The sequence below is a fragment of the Pseudomonas sp. PDM17 genome (assembly GCF_014851985.1).
Taxonomy (GTDB): Bacteria; Pseudomonadota; Gammaproteobacteria; order Pseudomonadales; family Pseudomonadaceae; genus Pseudomonas.
In genome coordinates this window covers 66,141-83,808 of the sequence record NZ_JACVAT010000009.1, presented here as the reverse complement: position 1 = coordinate 83,808, position 17,668 = coordinate 66,141, and the positions used below count along the sequence as shown (strand labels likewise).

Here is a 17,668-nt window from a genome sequence, read left to right as displayed (position 1 = left end):
TCGAATCAAAACCCCGGCCACCTTCGCCCCAGGAGCCTTGCATGAGCCTCGTCGTCTTCGGCGCCCCGCTGTCCCCCTTCGTCCGCAAAGTCCGCCTGTTCGCCGCCGAAAAAGGCCTCGACTACCAGCTGGAGAACGTCAACCCGTTCAACCAGCCGGACTGGTACCGCGAACTGAACCCGCTGCGCCGCGTGCCGGCGATCCGCGACGGTGACTTCACCCTCGCCGACTCCAGCGTCATCTGCCACTACCTGGAAGACCGCGACGCGCAGCGCACCCCGCTGTGCGGCACAAGCGCCGAGGCCCGCGCGCGGATCAACTGGCTGGAAAAATACGCCGACTACGAGCTGGCCCCGCTGACCACCTTCACCGTGTTCCGCAACCGTCTGCTCAAGCCGCTGATGGGCAAGGTCTGCGATGAAGTGGCGGTGAAAGGCGCCATGCAGGAGAAGCTCCCGGAGCACTTCGATTACCTGGAGAAGTGCCTGGGCGAACAGCAGTGGTTCGTCGATGACCGCTTCAGCCTCGCCGACATCGCTATCGCCTGCCAGCTGGTGAACCTGCGTCACGGCGAGGAAGAGCTGGACGCCCAGCACTGGCCAAAGCTGGCCGCGCACTTCGAGCGCACCCTGGCCCGCCCTGCCCTGGCCGAGATCGTCCAGGGCGAGCTGCAGATCATCGCCAAGATCATGGCTAAGCGCTGAAGCGACGCCTGCAATGAAAAAGCCCCGCCCGGGCGGGGCTTTTTGTTACCCGCGAACCATCAGCAGTCAGAAAGGCGCAGGAAAATCTCCACCAGGCGCTCGATACCGGCCTGATCTTCCGCACTGAAACGGCCGACCGACGGGCTGTCCAGGTCCAGCACGCCGATCAGCCGACCGTCCTTCACCAGCGGCACCACGAGTTCGCTGTTGGAGGCGCTGTCGCAGGCGATGTGGCCGGGGAAGGCATGCACGTCCTCCACACGCTGGGTTTCACGGGTACGCGCCGCAGCGCCGCACACGCCCTTGCTGAACGGAATGCGAACGCAGGCGACCTTACCCTGGAACGGGCCGAGCACCAGCTCTTCGTTGCGGTTCAGGTAGAAGCCGGCCCAGTTCAGGTCCGCCAGCTCGTTGAACAGGAACGCGGAAAACTGCGAGGCGTTGGCAATGAAGTCGCGCTCGTCGGCGAACAGCGACTCCGCCTGCGCGGCCAGCAGCGCATAGCCGCCAAGGCCGGCGCCGGCCTGTTGCAGATCGATCATGGAGTGTCTCCTTCCAGCAATTGTCGGCCCACCCAGTAGCGGGCGAATTGATAGGCACAGCGGCCATTCCGGTTGCCGCGTCCGAGCGCCCAGCGGATGGCTTCCTTCTCCAGTTCCTCGCTCCAGGTCCAGGCGGCGAGCCCGGACTTCTGTGCGAGCACCTCGACCCAATGGCGCACCACGCTGAGGAAGTGCTCCTGGGTGAAGGGATAGAAGGACAACCACAGGCCGAAGCGGTCGGACAGGGCGATCTTGTCTTCGACGGCTTCGTTGGGGTGCAACTCGCCGTCGACCATCTTCCAGTTCTCGTTGTCGCTCTGTTTTTCCGATACCAGATGGCGCCGGTTCGAAGTGGCGTAGAGCAGCACGTTGTCCGGGGCCTGCTCCAGCGAGCCGTCGAGCACGCTCTTGAGGACGCGGAAATCGCCCTCACCCGCGTCGAACGACAGGTCGTCGCAGAACAGCACGAAGCGCTGCGGCAGCCCCTGGATCAGCTCGACCACACGCGGCAGGTCGGCGAGGTGGTCGCGCTCAATCTCGATCAGGCGCAACCCCTCGCCGGCCAGCTCCGCCAGCAACGCGCGCACTAGAGAGGATTTGCCGGTGCCACGGGCGCCCCACAGTAACGCGTGGTTGGCCGGCTGGCCGGCCACGAATTGCCGCGTGTTGCGCGCCAGTTGCTCGCGCTGCCGGTCGACACCCAGCAGGTCGGCCAAGCGCAGGTCGAGACTGACCTTCAGCGGCTGCAGGTAGCCGCTGCGGCCGTCACGGTGCCAGCGCGCCGCCAGGCTGTGCTGCCAATCCACTGTTTCGCGGACCGCGGGCAGCAACGGTTCCAGGCGCGCCATCAGCGTTTCGGCGCGGGCGAGAAAATCGTTCAGACGGGAATCCACGTGAGTCTCCAGGCTCTACAGGGGAAAATCTCCGGGCGCATGCTCGGGAATTTCTTCGCCTTCGGGCTATCCCGACAGACGGTTCCGATGGGCTATGCTACGCCGCAGGAAAGCTTCTGCGAGGCGACGCTCCGCAACCATGGATATTGCGCTTACACATCGCCTCTCGTTCAAGCAGGCCAGCCTGACAGTGCTGGTGGCGTTCATCCTGGGCACCTTGCTCAGCCTCATCCAGGTAGGCGTCGATTATGCCAGCCAGGACGCCTCCATCAACCGCGAAGTGCGCGCCCTGCTGGACGTCAGCCACAACCCCGCCGCGCGCATTGCCTACAACATCGACGCCGAACTGGCCCAGGAACTGGTCGTGGGCCTGCTGCGTTCGCCCGCGGTGATCCGCGCCGAGATCATCGACAACGCCAACGTGCCCCTGGCCAGCGCCGACCGGCCGCCAGCGGAAAGCCACCTGCGCGGTCTCAGCGACTTCCTCTTCGGCGAGCAGCGCTCCTACGAGGAACCACTTTTCGTCGAGCACGCACCGGCCGAATCCCTTGGCGTGCTGCGCCTGGAGATCGACACCTTCGTCTTCGGCAACGACTTCCTGCGCCGTGCCGGGATGACCTTCCTCTCCGGCTTCGTGCGCAGCCTGATGCTCTCGCTGATCCTGCTGGTGCTCTTCTATGCGCTGCTGACCAAGCCGCTGGTGAGCCTGATCGACGCCCTCTCCCGCCACGACCCGCGCTCGCCCTCGCGCCTGCGTCTGCCTTGCCCACGCGGGCATGAGCGCGACGAGATCGGCGTGCTGGTGGAGGTCACCAACCGCCAGCTCAATCGCATCTCGGTGGAGATGGAGCAGCGCCGCGAAGCCGAAGACCGCCTGACCCAGTACCTGGAAGAGCTGGAAAGCATCGTCGCCGCGCGTACCGCTGAACTGAAGGCGGCCAACGCACGCCTGACGCTGTCCAACCAGGAACTGGAACAGGCGCGGCAGACCGCCCTGGCCATGGCCCAGGCGCGCGGCAACTTCCTGGCCAACATGAGCCACGAGATCCGCACCCCGCTCAACGGCCTGCTGGGCATGCTCGGCCTGGCGCTGGACGGCCCGCTGACCGCCGAACAACACCAGCAGCTGTCCATCGCCCACGACTCGGGCAAGGTGCTGGTGGAGCTGCTCAACGACGTACTCGACCTCTCCAAGTTCGAGGCCGGCCAACTGGAGCTGGAGCAGATTCCCTTCGACCTCGGCACCCTGGTGGAAGACACCGCCAGTCTGCTGTCGCAGAACGCCGGCCCTGCAGTGGAACTTACCTGCCTGATCAGCCCGCAACTGCCGGCGCAACTCTCCGGCGACCCGACGCGGGTGCGCCAGGTGGTCAGCAATCTGCTGTCCAACGCCCTCAAGTTCACCCGCTTCGGCCGCGTCGATGTGCGCGTCGAGCCGCTGGGAGCCGAATCCCTGCAACAAGGCGTCCGCATCAGCGTGCGCGACACCGGTATCGGCGTGGCACCCGAGGCCCTGCAGAAGATTTTCCAGCCCTTCACCCAGGCCGACGCCGGCATCGCCCGCCAGTACGGCGGCACCGGGCTGGGCCTGGCGCTGACGCGCAAGCTCTGTGAGGCGATGAAGGGCCAGCTGAGCGTCACCTCAGAGCCAGGCCTGGGCAGCGAGTTCATCGTCACCCTGCCCCTGCAGACACTGGAGCCCGCGCAACCGTTGGCGAAACTTAACGGCAAGCTTGTCGTGCAGTGCGCCGCCAGCAGCGGGCTCGCCGCGCTGCTGCAGAACTGGCTGGCGGAATGGGGCGTGGACTACCAGCGCCTGGACATTGACGAAAGCCTCGCCGGCGTGGAGCTGGACGCGCTGCTCTCGGACTGCCCGGACTGCCTGGTCGTGCTGCGCCAGAACGTCGCCAAGCCGGTGCTGTTGGTCACGGCCTACGGCAACTTCCTCGACCCCGAGCTGGCCCAGCGCCTCGCCCCGCTGCGGCAACTGGCGCGGCCACTGTCGCGCGCAGTGCTCTACCAGGCACTGAAGCAGGCCTTCGAGCACCAGCCGTCGCCCTCATCGAAGACGACTGGCGCCACCTCGCAGGAGCAATTCTCCGCCCGCGTGCTGCTGGTGGAAGACAACCCCGTCAACCAGCTGGTCGCACGCGGCCTGCTGCAGAAGCTGGGCTGCCAGGTGGGCATCGCGATCAACGGCGAGGAGGCGCTGAAGCAGCTCGAAGACGCCGAGTTCGACCTGGTACTGATGGACTGCAACATGCCGGTGATGGACGGCTACCAGGCCACCCGTGAAATCCGCGAGAGTGGCCGCTGGCCGAACCTGCCGGTGGTTGCCCTGACCGCCAACGCCCTGCCGGAGGAACGCGAGCGCTGCCGCGCCGCCGGCATGGACGATTACCTGGCCAAGCCCTTTCACCGCGACGAGCTGGCGGCCCTCCTCGAACGCTGGGCCGGGCCACGGCCGCGCAACTGAGTCAGGCGTCCAGTTTCGACAACTGCAGCAGCAGGCTGTCCAGCTGCTCGCGCAGGCCGTCAGTGACGCTCAGGTCGATGCCGCTGCGGCAGAGCAACTCCTCTCGCAGCGGCAGCACCTTCTCGCGTAATGCCACCCCTTCTGCCGTCAGCCCCAGGTGCACTTCACGCTCGTCATGCTGCGCACGGCGGCGCTGCACCAGGCCCAGCTGCTCCAGGCGCTTGAGCAGTGGCGTGAGGGTGCCGGAATCGAGCATCAGGCGCTCGCCGAGCGCCTTCACCGAGGGCTGCTGCGGCGGTTCGGCCTGCCACTCCCAGAGCACCAGCATGGCCAGGTACTGCGGGTAGGTCAGGCCGAGCGCCTCGAGCATCGGCCGGTAGCCACGGATCACCGCGCGGGACACGGCGTACAGGCGGAAGCACAGCTGGTTGTCCAGCTGCAGCTCGGCCGGCAGGGATACAGCGTCTTTCATCACAGCAGCGCTTCGATCTCGGCGGACAGTTGCTCGGGCTTGGTGGTCGGAGCGAAACGCTTGACCAGCTGGCCGTCCTGGCCGATCAGGAACTTGGTGAAGTTCCACTTGATGCCCTGGCTGCCCAGCAGGCCGGGAGCGCGCTTCTTCAGCTGCACATAGAGCGGGTGGGCCGCGGCGCCGTTGACGTCGATCTTCTTGAACAGCGGGAAGCTCACGCCGAAGTTCAGCTCGCAGAACTGGGTGATCTCGCCTTCGTTGCCCGGCTCCTGCTTGCCGAACTGGTTGCAGGGGAAGCCGAGCACCACCAGGCCCCTGTCCTTGTACTGCTTCCAGAGCTTTTCCAGCCCCTTGTACTGCGGGGTGAAGCCGCACTGGCTGGCGGTGTTCACTACCAGCAGGGCCTTGCCACCGAAGTCGGCGAGGGTCTTCTGTTCGCCCTTGATGGTGGTCACGGGAATGTTCAGCAGTGCGTCGCTCATGGGGCATGGCTCCGGGGGAAAGTGGGAACCCCAAGAATAGTGATCAATTAAATTGCACGCAATTCAATTGATCACGAATCACCCACTGAAATAGCGAGGAATCATGCTTCCTACAGGTGAACGCCCAAAAGAAAGGCCCGCTCGGTGGCGGGCCTTGGGGTCACTCCTTGGGCACCAGCTTCAAGGATGCCGAGTTGATGCAGTAGCGCAGCCCGGTCGGCCGCGGCCCATCAGGGAAGACATGACCCAGGTGCGCGTCGCACTTGCCGCAGCGCACTTCGATGCGGTGCATGCCGTGGCTGAAGTCTTCCAGCTCCTTGACCACCTCGCCGTTCACCGGCTGGAAGTAGCTCGGCCAGCCGCTGCCCGAATCATATTTGGCGTCGGAGTCGAACAGCGCGGTGCCGCAGCACACGCAGTGGTAGATACCGGGAGTCTTGGTGTCGTGGTACTCACCGGTGAAGGCGCGTTCGGTGCCGCCCAGGCGGCAGACATGGAACTGCTCGTCGGTGAGTTCGTCACGCCAGGAATCCAGGGGCTTTTCCAGCTTTTCCATCGATCTGCCTCCATTAATGGAAAAAATGCCCGATGCCTCCTTTTCCGGGAATCGGGCCGCACGTATGATGCGCGTGGTTAACATCAGGTTCAGAATCTGCCGCACAGAGACATTCTCGCGATATAAAAGCCTTAAAAACTCTAATTTTTCGAGAATTCCACTGTTTTCCTGTCGATTTTCAGGGTCGATACCAGGGAAAAGCACTTCCGAACCGATCATTTGACGCCAGTCTGTCACCCGCGTTACAGCCTGCCAAGTCGCCGGCCGCGGACTATTTCGGAATCCCAGATCATGCAGGTCACCAAATCGAACAAGCTCGCCAACGTCTGCTACGACATTCGCGGGCCCGTGCTCAAGCACGCCAAGCGCCTGGAAGAGGAAGGCCACCGCATCCTCAAGCTGAACATCGGCAACCCGGCGCCGTTCGGTTTCGAGGCGCCGGACGAAATCCTCCAGGACGTCATCCGCAACCTGCCGACCGCCCAGGGCTACAGCGACTCCAAGGGCCTGTTCAGCGCGCGCAAGGCGGTGATGCAGTACTACCAGCAGAAGCAGGTGGAAGGCGTCGGCATCGAGGACATCTACCTGGGCAACGGCGTGTCCGAGCTGATCGTCATGGCCCTGCAGGCGCTGCTCAACAATGGTGACGAGGTGCTGATCCCGGCGCCCGACTACCCGCTGTGGACCGCCTCCGTCGCCCTCTCCGGCGGCAAGCCGGTGCACTACCTGTGCGACGAGCAGGCCGGCTGGCTCCCCGACGTCGCCGACATGAAGGCGAAGATCACCAGCAACACCAAGGCCCTGGTGCTGATCAACCCGAACAACCCCACCGGCGCGGTCTACTCCAGGGAAGTGCTGCTGGACATCGTCGAACTGGCGCGCCAGCACAACCTGGTGATCTTCTCCGACGAGATCTACGACAAGATCCTCTACGACGAGGCCCAGCACATCTCCACCGCCTCCCTGGCGCCGGACGTGCTCTGCCTGACCTTCAACGGCCTGTCCAAGTCCTACCGCGTGGCGGGCTTCCGCTCCGGCTGGATCGCCATTTCCGGCCCGAAACACAAGGCGCAGAGCTACATCGAAGGCCTGGATATCCTGGCCAACATGCGCCTGTGCGCCAACGTGCCGAGCCAGCACGCCATCCAGACCGCCTTGGGCGGCTACCAGAGCATCAACGACCTGGTCCTGCCGGGGGGGCGCCTGCTGGAACAGCGCAACCGCGCCTGGGAACTGCTCAACGACATTCCCGGCGTCAGCTGCGTGAAGCCCATGGGCGCGCTCTATGCCTTCCCGCGCATCGACCCGAAGGTCTGCCCGATCCACAACGACGAGAAATTCGTCCTCGACCTGCTGCTTTCCGAGAAGTTGCTCATCGTTCAGGGCACCGCTTTCAACTGGCCCTGGCCGGATCACTTCAGGGTGGTTACCCTGCCGCGAGTCGATGACCTGGAACAGGCCATCGGACGCATCGGCAACTTCCTGAAAACCTATCGCCAATAACTCATCGCCAGTGAAGCCCAGCGCATAAATGGACCTGCAGATCGACGACTTCTACAAGGATGCCGCTTCCGGCCTGCTGACTCTCTACCAGGCCTTCCCGCGCAAGATCGCCCTCTATGTGGAGGACCTGATCGGCCGGGAGGAGCCCGACGAGTTCGGCCTGCCCAGCACCCGCCACCAGAGTTGCCTGGGTGCGCTGCTGTGGCTGGCCGATGAAGGTTATCTGCGCTTCGAGACCACCATTCGCTACGAGGCGCTGGACCAGGCGGTGCTCAGCGAAAAGGCCTTCATGCGCCTGACCCGCATCGTCCCCCATGCCGTGCGCGACGGCGAGGAACTGCCGCCCAGCGTGCGCCGCGACCAGGCCACGCTGGCCAACCAGTTGCGCGAGGCACTGGCCGCCCGGCACGGAGAACGCGTCGCGCGGCTGACCCGTCTACTCTTCGAGAGCGACCCGGGGCGCCCGTAACACGGGCAGGCGACACAAGTTGAAATAGTCCCCGAGTTGAATCGCCTGGGGGCCAACCGTATATACCCCGCATACTATTCAGCGATCCCGTGCCTGCCTGTGCCCGGCGATCCGGAAAGCCGCGACCCACTGCGGCTTTCGCCAATGTCACCGTGAGGAGAAGCTTTACGCCATGATGCGCATCCTGTTGTTCCTGGCCACCAACCTGGCTGTTCTGGTGATCGCCAGCATCACCCTGAAACTGCTCGGCGTGGACCGTTTCACCGGCCAGAATTACGGTAGCCTTCTGATTTTCTGCGCCGTCTTCGGCTTCGCCGGCTCCCTGGTTTCGCTGTTCATCTCCAAGTGGATGGCGAAGATGAGCACCGGCACCGAGATCATCAGCCAGCCGCGCACCCGCCACGAACAGTGGCTGCTGCAGACCGTGGAAGAGCTGTCCCGCGAGGCTGGCATCAAGATGCCGGAAGTAGGCATCTTCCCCGCCTACGAGGCCAACGCCTTCGCCACCGGCTGGAACCGTAACGACGCACTGGTCGCGGTCAGCCAGGGCCTGCTCGAGCGCTTCTCGCCTGAAGAAGTGAAAGCCGTGCTGGCCCACGAGATCGGCCACGTGGCCAACGGCGACATGGTCACCCTGGCACTGATCCAGGGCGTGGTGAACACCTTCGTGATGTTCTTCGCACGCATCTTCGGCAACTTCGTCGACAAGGCGATCCTGAAGAACGAAGACGGCCCGGGTATCGGCTACTTCGTCGCGACCATCTTCGCCGAGCTGGTCCTGGGCATCCTCGCCAGCATCATCGTCATGTGGTTCTCGCGCAAACGCGAATACCGCGCGGACGAGGCCGGCGCCCGCCTGGCCAGCACCGGCGCGATGATCGCCGCCCTGCAACGCCTGCGCGCCGAACAGGGTGTGCCGGTGCAGATGCCCGATACGCTGCAGGCCTTCGGCATCAACGGCAACCTCAAACACGGCCTGGCTGGCCTGTTCATGAGCCACCCGCCGCTGGAAGACCGTATCGAAGCCCTGCGCGCCGCTGGCCGCTGAGTTTCGGAACGATAAAAAAGGCGACCCTCGGGTCGCCTTTTTTCATACCGTCGATTCAGCCACGTCGCAGCGCGAACACCACTTCATCCAGATGGCTGACGCCGCGCTTGAGGAACTTCGGGTTTTCCGCCAACACGTCCAGACGCTCCACTTCCGCCACTTCCCAGCCCTCGACGAAGAGCCCACGCACTTCATCCGCCAGCACGGCGAACGGCGGGCCATCCATCTCGGCCTGGGGGTATTCCAGGCTGACCACCAGCCCGCGCGCCTGTTGCGGCAGGATGCGCTGCAGGTGCGCCACGTAGTCGGCACGCAGATCCGGCGGCAGAGCGATCAGCGCCGCGCGGTCGTAAAGGCCACTGCACTCGACCACCTGCTCGGCCGTGACGTCGAAGAAATCCCCCTGGAGAATCTCCAGGCGCTCGTAACTATAGCGCCGCAGCGCGCCCTCCCCGGTGACCTGCGGCGTAACGCCCAGTTCGGCGAAGAAGTCGACGGCGGCTCGCTCAGCCAATTCGACACCCAGCACGCGGTACCCCCATTGCGCCAGCCAGAGCATGTCCAGGCTCTTGCCACACAGCGGCACCAGCACCTGCGATTCCTCGGGCAACTCCAGATTCGGCCAGTGCCGTTGCAGACCGGGGTTCACCGATTGCTGGTGGAAGCCGATTTCATTGCGCGCCCAGCGCGACTGCCAGAATTCATGCTGCATAGGTCACCCGTTCAAACACTGCGCATCACGCGCGGTAACAGCCAGCGCCACCAGGCACCGCGCCGCTCGCGCTGACGCTCGCCGGCTTCGAGGATCTTCAGCCGCACCTGGTTACCACGGACCCGCTGCACGCAGATCTCGGTGCCGTCCTCCAGATGGAGGCAGTCGCCGCTCTCGAGCACCAGGACTTGTTCAATTTGTTGCATAGCCGAATTCGCCATTCGCTTCGGAAATTTCCGCAAACTCTAACGCATCGTCCGACTGACATCCTGCCAAAGCGCGCTAAGGCGACTGCCTCCATCACTCTGCAACCGAGTTGGCACTTCTACAGCGATGCGCCTCAAGGGAATAGCCACAGACAGAACAATCTACAAAAACGATCATTACTGTCAAAAACCTATACTGGATTTCGATCTTTACCCGCGTGAACATAGAGCCATTCAAGTAGCGAGGTTCGCCATGCTCCCTGCCCTGTTCATCTCCCACGGCTCCCCCATGTTAGCCCTGGACCCCGGCGCCAGCGATGCGCCCCTGAAGCGCCTGGCCCGCGAGCTGCCACGTCCGAAAGCCATCCTGGTGGTCTCCGCCCACTGGGAAACCCCGGACCTGCGCATCACCGCATCGCCCAAGCCGGAGACCTGGCACGACTTCTACGGCTTCCCGCCCGAGCTCTATGCCGTGCAGTACCCCGCCGCCGGCTCGCCGGAACTGGCCCAGCGCGTCGTCGAGCTGCTGGCCGAGGACGGCCTGCAGGCCACCCTCGACTCCGAGCGCCCGCTGGACCACGGTGCCTGGGTGCCGCTGAGCCTGATGTACCCGGGCGCCGACATCCCCGTGGTCCAGCTGTCCCTGCCCAGCCGCCTCGGCGCGTCCATGCAGCGCCGTATCGGCGCGGCCCTGCGTGCGCTGCGCGAGGAAGGCATCCTGCTGATCGGTTCGGGCAGCATCACCCACAACCTGGGCGAACTGGACTGGCACGCCGGCCCGGAAGTCATCACACCGTGGGCCAAGGCCTTCCGCGACTGGATGGTGCAGCACCTGGAAGCCGATGACGAAGCCGCCCTGTTCGACTACCGCCAGCAGGCGCCGCACGCAGCGCGCAACCACCCGCGCGACGAGCACCTGTTGCCGCTGTACTTCGCCCGTGGCGCCGGCGGCTCGGCGATGACGGTGGAGCACGCCGGCTTCACCCTCGGCGCGCTGGGAATGGATATCTATCGCTTCGGCTGAAGCAGCCACCCCTGCAGGGGAAGCCGTCCAGGACCGGAAACGAAAAAGCCCCGCCAATGGCGGGGCTTTTTCATGCGCGGGGACTGACGAATCAGTCTTCGCGGTAACGACGCAGACGCAGTGCCTTGCCAGCGACGCGGGTGTCCTTGAGCTTGGTCAGCAGACGGTCGAGGTTCTCTTCCGGCAGCTCGATCAGGCTGAAGGTCTCGCGGATCTGGATGCGGCCGATGGCCTCGCGGGACAGGCCGCCCTCGTTGAGGATGGCGCCCAGCAGGTTCTTCGCCTGCACGCCGTCACGGGCGCCCAGGGCGGTACGGCAGCGGGCCTTGCCTTCCGACGGCGGAGCCATGGTGCGCGGCGCGCCGCTGCGCTCCGGACGGTCGCCGCGCTCGGGGCGATCGCCACGCTCACTGCGCTCGTAACGGTCGCTGCGCTCACGCGGGGCGGCCGGGGTCAGCGGCTGTTCGCGGCGGACCGATTCCAGGTCCAGCGCCTTGCCTTCGGTCAGCTTGGCCAGCAGTACGGCGGCCAGGGTGTCCATGTCGGTACCCAGGCGACGGCACAGCTCGTCACGCACGGCGCCACGGCTGGCAACGGCGTTGGCCAGCAACGGTTGCAGGCCGGTGGCCAAGCGGTTCAGGCGCGCTTCGAGGACGGTTTCAGCGTCCGGCAGGCGAACTTCGCCAACCTTCTGCCCAGTCACACGCTCGATCACCTGCAGCATGCGGCGCTCACGCGGAGTCACCAGCAGCAGGGCACGGCCTTCACGACCGGCACGGCCGGTACGGCCGATACGGTGTACATAGGATTCCGGATCGTAGGGCATGTCCACGTTCAGTACGTGGGTGATGCGCGCCACGTCGAGGCCGCGGGCGGCGACGTCGGTGGCGATGACGATGTCCAGCGAGCCATCCTTCAGGGACTCGATCACACGCTCACGCTGGGCCTGCGGCATGTCGCCGTTCAGCGCGGCGGCACGGTAGCCCTGGCGCTCGAGCAGCTCGGCGATGTCCAGGGTGGCCTGCTTAGTGCGGACGAAACCGATCAGCGCGTCGAACTGCTCGACTTCCAGCAGACGCAGGATCGAGGCCGGCTTCTGGTCGGCGTGAACCATCAGGTGCGCCTGCTCGATGCGGGCGACAGTCTGGGTCTTGGCAGCGATGCGGACGTGCTTGGGTTCTTTCAGGTGGCGTTCGGCGATGCTGCGGATCGAGGCCGGCAGGGTCGCGGAGAACAGCACGCTCTGGCGGCTGGACGGCATGGCTTCGAAGATTACTTCAAGGTCATCCATGAAGCCGAGCTTGAGCATCTCGTCTGCTTCGTCGAGCACCAGGCTCTTGACGGTGGACAGCAGGTTTTCGTCGCGGCGCAGGTGGTCGCACAGGCGGCCCGGAGTGGCGACCACGACCTGGGCGCCCTGGCGCAGGGCCTTCAGCTGCGGGCCCATGGGCGCGCCGCCGTAGACGGCAATGACGCCGACGCCCGGCATCTGCTTGGAATAGGTTTCGAAAGCGGTAGCAACCTGCAGGGCCAGCTCGCGGGTCGGTACCAGTACCAGCACCTGCGGAACGCGGCGGCTCGGCTCGATCTGCGACAGCATCGGCAGCGCAAAGGCAGCGGTCTTGCCGGTACCGGTCTGGGCCTGGCCGATCATGTCGTGACCTTCGAGGATCACCGGGATCGACTGGGCCTGGATCGGCGACGGCTCTTCATAACCGACAGCGGCAATGGCAGCGAGAACATTGGGGTGAAGACCGAGCGCGGCGAAGCCGGCGGTTTCCTGGGTCATGGGTTTTGCCTCTAAGTACATCCGCAAAGACCCAATAGCCGAGCTGCGCATGCCCTGTACGACAGTGAAGTCACCCAGGCAGCTGGAAGCGGGGATTTGCGAAATGAAGATTGGAAGAATGCGTCAAGGAAGTCCGCACTGCGGACACATAGCCCGAGTGTGAAACTGCGGGAGAATGCGGGATCCGAAACGAGGCCAGCGTTTGGCCGGCGCGTATCATACCGGAAAAACCTGACCAATGTGTTTCTTTTCGGAACATGCCCGGCGAACGGTCATTCCGTGGACAACCCCGTCCCTGCCGGCTATACCGTGCAAGCCACCTGACCGGAGCCCGCCGATGACCGCCAGCAGCGAACCGCGCATCACCGTCGAACGTCATGACCACGTCCTGCTGCTCGGCCTGAACCGGGTCGACAAGCGTAACGCCTTCGACCTGGAGATGCTTACCCAGTTGGTGCAGGCCTTCGGCGAATACGAGCGCGACGACGACCTGCGCTGCGCCCTGGTGTTCGCCCACGGTGATCACTTCACCGCCGGCCTGGACCTGGCCAACATCGGCGAGACCTTCCGCACCGGCTGGACCATGCCTGAGGGCTCCGCCGATCCGTGGGGCACCTTCGGCGGCCGGCGCCTGACCAAGCCGCTGCTGGTGGCCGCGCAGGGCTACTGCTTCACCCTGGGCATCGAACTGATGCTCGCCGCCGACATCAACCTGTGCGCCAGCAATGCGCGCTTCGCCCAGCTCGAAGTGCAGCGCGGCATCTTCCCCTTCGGCGGCGCCACCCTGCGCATGCACCAGGTGGCCGGCTGGGGCAACGCGATGCGCTGGCTGCTCACCGGTGATCCCTTCGACGCCCACGAGGCGTATCGCATCGGCCTGGTTCAGGAAGTCACCGCGCCCGAAGAGTTGATGCCCCGTGCGCTGTGGCTGGCCCAGCGGGTCGCCGCCCAGGCGCCGCTGGGCATCCGCGCCACCCTGGCTTCCGCGCGCCGCAGTCTCGACGAAGGTGAGGAAGCGGCAGCGCGACTGTTGCCGGCGATGGCCAGCGAGCTGCTGTCCACCGAGGATGCGCAGGAGGGTTTGAACGCCATGCTCGAGCGCCGCGAAGGCCGTTTCCAGGGCAAATGAACGCACCGGGAAAACGCCAAACGGAACCATCGTGCGAAAAGCGCTATATCCAAGGTATTAAAAACGCCTGGCAAGTCGCCATAATCCTTTAGTTTTTCCTTTTAATTCAAAGACCTGCCAAACACAAAACGGCTATATACAAGTTCCAATTTCGCGCCTGAAAACAAACCTCTAGAACTGACTCCAGAGCAGCGCAGCGACTCGCCGGGATACCGAACCGGGCAGCCAGCTGACTGACGTTCTCATGGAGGAATTCGCTATGTCAGGTCCGATTCGTGTTTTCGCACTTTCCCTTCTCGTCGTTGCCCTGTCGCTGCAAGGTTGCAGCAGCCACGGCGGCAGCAGTCACCACCGCGCTTCCGATAGCAGCAGCACCGACGATGGCGCCGGTTCCGGCGGCGATGGCAGCGGCGGCACTGGCGGTACCGGTGGGACCGATGGAACCGGCGGCACCGGCGGAACCGATGGAACTGGCGGTACCGGCGGCACTGGCGGTACGGGCGGCACCGACGGAACCGGCGGCACCGGCGGAACCGGAGGCACTGGCGGTACCGGAGGAACGGGCGGCGGCGACGGCACAGGCGGCGGCACCACCACTCCGCCAGCCAGCACCACCGGCAATATCCTGACCAATACCGGCGAAGCGGTCTCCAATGTCGGCGACACCGTGAGCACCGTCGGCGCCGTGGTGAAGACAGTCGATCTGCCGGTGCTGGGCAATGGCGTCACGCAGAATGCCGGGACGCTGGTCCAGGAAGTCGGCGCCGGTGTGGACAGCGTCGGCACCGGCGTCACCAACGGCCTCGGCCAGCTGGGCAACAACCCCAACGCCATTGGCACCACCGTCGCCGGCGCCACTGGCCTGGTCAGCCACACCGGAGGCGCAGTCAGCAGCCTGGGCGACACCGTGGCGGCCATCGGTGATGCCCCGGTGCTGGCCAACACCCCGCTCAATGGCCTGACCGGCCAGGTCGGCGGCCTGGTGGACGGCGTCGGCGGCAAGATCACCATGCTCGGCGACTCTCTCAGCGGCGCAGTGACCACCGGCCCGCTGAGCCAACTGACCACCCAGCTCAGCGGCACCACCGCCGGACTGGTCGGCAAGGTCGAAGGAACCACTCGCGGCGTCGGCGCCGCCACCGGACTGGGAGCGCCGGTGAACAACCTGTTGACCACCGTCGGCGGTGTTGTGACCCAGACAGGCAACCAGGTAGCCAGCGCGAATCCGGCGCTGGCACCGGTCGGCGGAATCGTCAGCGATGCGGGTCAGGCAGTCAGCGCGGCCGGCGGCTTGGTCAATGGCAGCAATCCGGGCGGTGGTCTGCTCGGCAACGTCACCGGCGCACTGGCTGGCGCCACCGGCGGCAGTAATCCAGTGGGCGGCGTGGTCAGCGGCGTGACCGGTGCCGTGGGCGGCATCACCGGCTCCCTGGGCGGCACCACTGGCGGCAGCAATCCGGTGGGTGGCCTGGTCAGTGGTGTGACCGGCGCAGTGGGCGGCCTCACCGGATCCCTGGGCGGCGCCACCGGCGGCAGTAATCCGGTGGGTGGCCTGGTCAGCGGTGTGACTGGCGCAGTAGGCGGCCTCACCGGTTCTCTGGGCGGCGCCACTGGCGGCAGCAACCCGGTAGGCGGCCTGGTCAACGGCGTGGCCGGCACCGTCGGCGGCGTGACCAGCAGTCTCACCGGTGGTGGCGGCCTGGTCGCCGGGGCAGGCGTGGGCATCGGCAGCAACACCCAGGGTTCGGGCGTGGCAGTCGGCGCAGGCGCCGGTACGACTGGCGGTACCAGCGGTCAGGGAGGCCTGCTGGGCAATACGCTGGGCGCCGTGGGTGGCGCGCTGGGTGGTGTGACCGGCGGACTGGGTGGTGGATTGGCGATCGGTACGCCCAAGCAATAATCCGAATTACACCCATACTGTGGTTACCAGGAGCCGCCCACGGCTCCTGGTCCTTTATCGAAGTCGGTCTCATGGAGGAGCCAGATGCGCAAACTTGCTGTCCTGCCCCTGTTGTTGGCTGCACCTTTCGCCTGGGCCGAGCGCCCGATCCAGCTTCCCGGCTCCGATATCGAACAGACCCTGCCCCGCCCCAACCTCCCTGGCGGCGACATCCGCCCCAAGGCCCCCAAGGTCACCGCGCCGGAACCTTCAGCCACCCAGCCCGCGCAGATCCTCCAGCAGCGCATCCGTATCAAGCGCATCGAGCTGGCCGGCGGCAAGCACTACCCCGTCGAAACCTGGAAACCCCTGCTGGAGCCCCTGACCAAGCGCACCATCCAGGTCAGCGAACTGGTGGCGGCGGCCAAGGCCATCACCCAGCGCTACCAGGACGACGGCTACTTCATCTCCTTCGCCTACGTGCCCAACCAGGACTTCCGCAGCGGCGTCGCGCGCATCGTGCTGGTCGAGGGCCATATCAGCCAGGTCCGCGCCGCGGGCGACCTGGGTGTCCACCAGCAGCGCGTGGACCGCTGGATCGAGAAGCTGAAAGCGGAAAAGCCCCTCACCCGCGAGAGCTTCGAGCGCTTCAGCGTGCTGATGAGCCGGGTGCCCGGCATGCAGATGGCCATGGCGCTCAACCCACCCACCACCAGCGACGGTGGCGCGGTGCTGGAACTGGCTGGCAAGCAAAAGCGCTTCGATACCGGGATGAACCTCGACTCCCGGCGCGGCGAGCAACGCGGGCTGTTCAACGCCGAAGTGATGTCGATGCTTGGCTGGGGCGAGCAGCTGCAGTTCAGCTACCTCTACCCGCCGGGCGACGACCACGAGTACTACCGCGCCTGGAACTACAGCCAGTTGCTGGGCGACAACGGCGTGCAGCTGCTGGCCGGCTACAGCAAGTACAACTCGCGCCCCGGCGAGAACCTGCGCCTGGCCAGCGGCCTGGAGTTCGAACGCAAGCGGCAGAACGAGCGGGTCAGCGCCGGCCTGGGCATCCCGCTGATGCTGCGCCGCGACCTGACCTGGGACCTCAACCTGCGTGGCTACACAGTCAACGACACCAGCACCTACGACCTGGTCTACCCGGCCATCCCCTTCCGTATCGAACAGAAGAGCAAGCTGCGCGTGGTGGGTATCGAAACCGTCGTCCAGCAGTTCGCCGAGAAGCGCGTGCGCGCCGGCAGCGTGGCGGTTTACCAGGGGCTGAACGGCATGGGCGCGGAAGCGCCGGAGCCGATCAAGAAGAACTTCACCCGCCTGCTCGGCTTTGGCGCGCAGCAGGACCAGTTCGGCTCCAACTGGCAGGGCGTGGTGAGTGCTGCCTTCCAGTGGAGCGACGACGTGCTGCCCGACTCCGAGCAGGTCACCTATGGCGGCGGCAACTTCGGCCGCGGCTATCCGGACGACCAGGCCAGCGGCGACAAGGGCTGGGGCGCCTCCTACGAGGTGAACTATTCCTTCCTGCGGCAGAGCGCGGTGCTCAACCAGATTCAGCCCTATTTCGTCGTAGACACCGCACGCACCCGCTACAACCAGGACGGCCTGAACGAAGGCAAGCTCGGCTCGGCAGCACTGGGCGTGCGCTTCTCCAACCGCAAGCATTACCTGGTGTCGATGGAGGTCGCCAAGCCTTTCGGCGACCGCGCGCTGGACAACAACGAGCGCAGCCCGCGGCTGAACTTCGCCTTCAGCTACCAGATCCCCTGAGGGATGCGGAG

16 protein-coding genes and 1 pseudogene are annotated in these 17,668 nt (G+C 65.4%); 9 read left to right on the top strand and 8 right to left on the bottom strand.

The genetic code is table 11. The features are described 5' to 3' along the window. Positions 1 to 41: 41 nt before the first annotated feature. On the top strand, positions 42 to 704 hold the full coding sequence (locus tag IB256_RS26730; protein WP_192404682.1) for a glutathione S-transferase family protein: 663 nt from the start codon (positions 42 to 44) through the stop codon (positions 702 to 704). Positions 705 to 763: 59 nt separating this feature from the next. Here the strand turns inward: IB256_RS26730 and IB256_RS26725 are convergent, their stop codons facing one another. Beyond that, complete coding sequence (locus IB256_RS26725) at positions 764 to 1,246, bottom strand: GAF domain-containing protein (RefSeq protein ID WP_192404681.1); 483 nt, start codon at positions 1,244 to 1,246, stop codon at positions 764 to 766. Then, positions 1,243 to 2,139 (bottom strand): ATP-binding protein, encoded by an 897-nt coding sequence (locus IB256_RS26720; protein ID WP_192404680.1) that lies wholly within the window; start codon positions 2,137 to 2,139, stop codon positions 1,243 to 1,245. Before IB256_RS26720 ends, IB256_RS26725 begins: the two co-directional genes overlap by 4 nt. Before the next feature lie 94 nt (positions 2,140 to 2,233). On the opposite strand from IB256_RS26720, the gene IB256_RS26715 reads away from it, so the two are divergent. Next, entirely contained in the window at positions 2,234 to 4,615 is a 2,382-nt protein-coding gene (locus IB256_RS26715; protein WP_405307452.1) for an ATP-binding protein, read from the top strand. Position 4,616: 1 nt separating this feature from the next. On the opposite strand, the gene IB256_RS26710 is transcribed toward IB256_RS26715, so the two are convergent. The 3 genes from IB256_RS26710 to msrB all read right to left on the bottom strand — a co-directional run bounded on the left by IB256_RS26710 (position 4,617) and on the right by msrB (position 6,125). Beyond that, positions 4,617 to 5,087 carry a MarR family winged helix-turn-helix transcriptional regulator gene (locus tag IB256_RS26710; RefSeq protein ID WP_138214810.1) on the bottom strand — a complete coding sequence of 157 codons (471 nt, stop codon included), beginning with the start codon at positions 5,085 to 5,087 and terminating at the stop codon, positions 4,617 to 4,619. Further along, positions 5,087 to 5,569, bottom strand: coding sequence for a glutathione peroxidase (locus tag IB256_RS26705; RefSeq protein WP_192295019.1), 483 nt, complete (start codon positions 5,567 to 5,569; stop codon positions 5,087 to 5,089). Before IB256_RS26705 ends, IB256_RS26710 begins: the two co-directional genes overlap by 1 nt. Positions 5,570 to 5,729: 160 nt before the next feature. Continuing rightward, entirely contained in the window at positions 5,730 to 6,125 is a 396-nt protein-coding gene (msrB, locus tag IB256_RS26700; RefSeq protein WP_081518626.1) for a peptide-methionine (R)-S-oxide reductase MsrB, read from the bottom strand. A 291-nt stretch (positions 6,126 to 6,416) separates the two neighbouring features. Between msrB and IB256_RS26695 the strand changes: the two genes are divergently transcribed. The 3 genes from IB256_RS26695 to htpX all read left to right on the top strand — a co-directional run bounded on the left by IB256_RS26695 (position 6,417) and on the right by htpX (position 9,145). Next, positions 6,417 to 7,628 carry a pyridoxal phosphate-dependent aminotransferase gene (locus tag IB256_RS26695; protein WP_192404678.1) on the top strand — a complete coding sequence of 404 codons (1,212 nt, stop codon included), beginning with the start codon at positions 6,417 to 6,419 and terminating at the stop codon, positions 7,626 to 7,628. Positions 7,629 to 7,656: 28 nt separating this feature from the next. Beyond that, complete coding sequence (locus tag IB256_RS26690) at positions 7,657 to 8,097, top strand: hypothetical protein (RefSeq protein ID WP_192295020.1); 441 nt, start codon at positions 7,657 to 7,659, stop codon at positions 8,095 to 8,097. A 172-nt stretch (positions 8,098 to 8,269) separates the two neighbouring features. Further along, entirely contained in the window at positions 8,270 to 9,145 is an 876-nt protein-coding gene (gene htpX, locus IB256_RS26685) for a protease HtpX (RefSeq protein WP_081518629.1), read from the top strand. Positions 9,146 to 9,200: 55 nt separating this feature from the next. Here the strand turns inward: htpX and IB256_RS26680 are convergent, their stop codons facing one another. After that, on the bottom strand, positions 9,201 to 9,857 hold the full coding sequence (locus tag IB256_RS26680) for a thiopurine S-methyltransferase (protein WP_192295021.1): 657 nt from the start codon (positions 9,855 to 9,857) through the stop codon (positions 9,201 to 9,203). 11 nt (positions 9,858 to 9,868) lie between these two features. Then, a complete protein-coding gene (locus IB256_RS26675; RefSeq protein ID WP_192295022.1) occupies positions 9,869 to 10,063 on the bottom strand; it encodes a hypothetical protein in 195 nt (64 codons plus the stop codon). Positions 10,064 to 10,316: 253 nt separating this feature from the next. Here IB256_RS26675 and IB256_RS26670 point away from each other — a divergent pair, with 253 nt between their 5' ends. Next, positions 10,317 to 11,087, top strand: a complete 771-nt coding sequence (locus IB256_RS26670; RefSeq protein ID WP_192404677.1) for a DODA-type extradiol aromatic ring-opening family dioxygenase — start codon at positions 10,317 to 10,319, stop codon at positions 11,085 to 11,087. A 91-nt stretch (positions 11,088 to 11,178) separates the two neighbouring features. On the opposite strand, the pseudogene IB256_RS26665 reads toward IB256_RS26670, so the two are convergent. Next, a pseudogene (locus IB256_RS26665) lies at positions 11,179 to 12,911 on the bottom strand (DEAD/DEAH box helicase). A 302-nt stretch (positions 12,912 to 13,213) separates the two neighbouring features. Between IB256_RS26665 and IB256_RS26660 the strand changes: the two are divergent. From IB256_RS26660 to IB256_RS26650, 3 genes are all read left to right on the top strand, one after another. Then, positions 13,214 to 14,005: a crotonase/enoyl-CoA hydratase family protein gene (locus IB256_RS26660; RefSeq protein ID WP_192295024.1), complete on the top strand. Its 792-nt coding sequence runs from the start codon at positions 13,214 to 13,216 to the stop codon at positions 14,003 to 14,005. A gap of 259 nt (positions 14,006 to 14,264) precedes the next feature. Further along, a complete protein-coding gene (locus IB256_RS26655) occupies positions 14,265 to 15,905 on the top strand; it encodes a collagen-like triple helix repeat-containing protein (protein ID WP_192404676.1) in 1,641 nt (546 codons plus the stop codon). An 84-nt stretch (positions 15,906 to 15,989) separates the two neighbouring features. After that, the gene (locus IB256_RS26650) at positions 15,990 to 17,657 is read left to right on the top strand and encodes a ShlB/FhaC/HecB family hemolysin secretion/activation protein (RefSeq protein WP_192295026.1); all 1,668 of its coding nucleotides are present in this window, start codon (positions 15,990 to 15,992) and stop codon (positions 17,655 to 17,657) included. Positions 17,658 to 17,668: the final 11 nt, after the last annotated feature.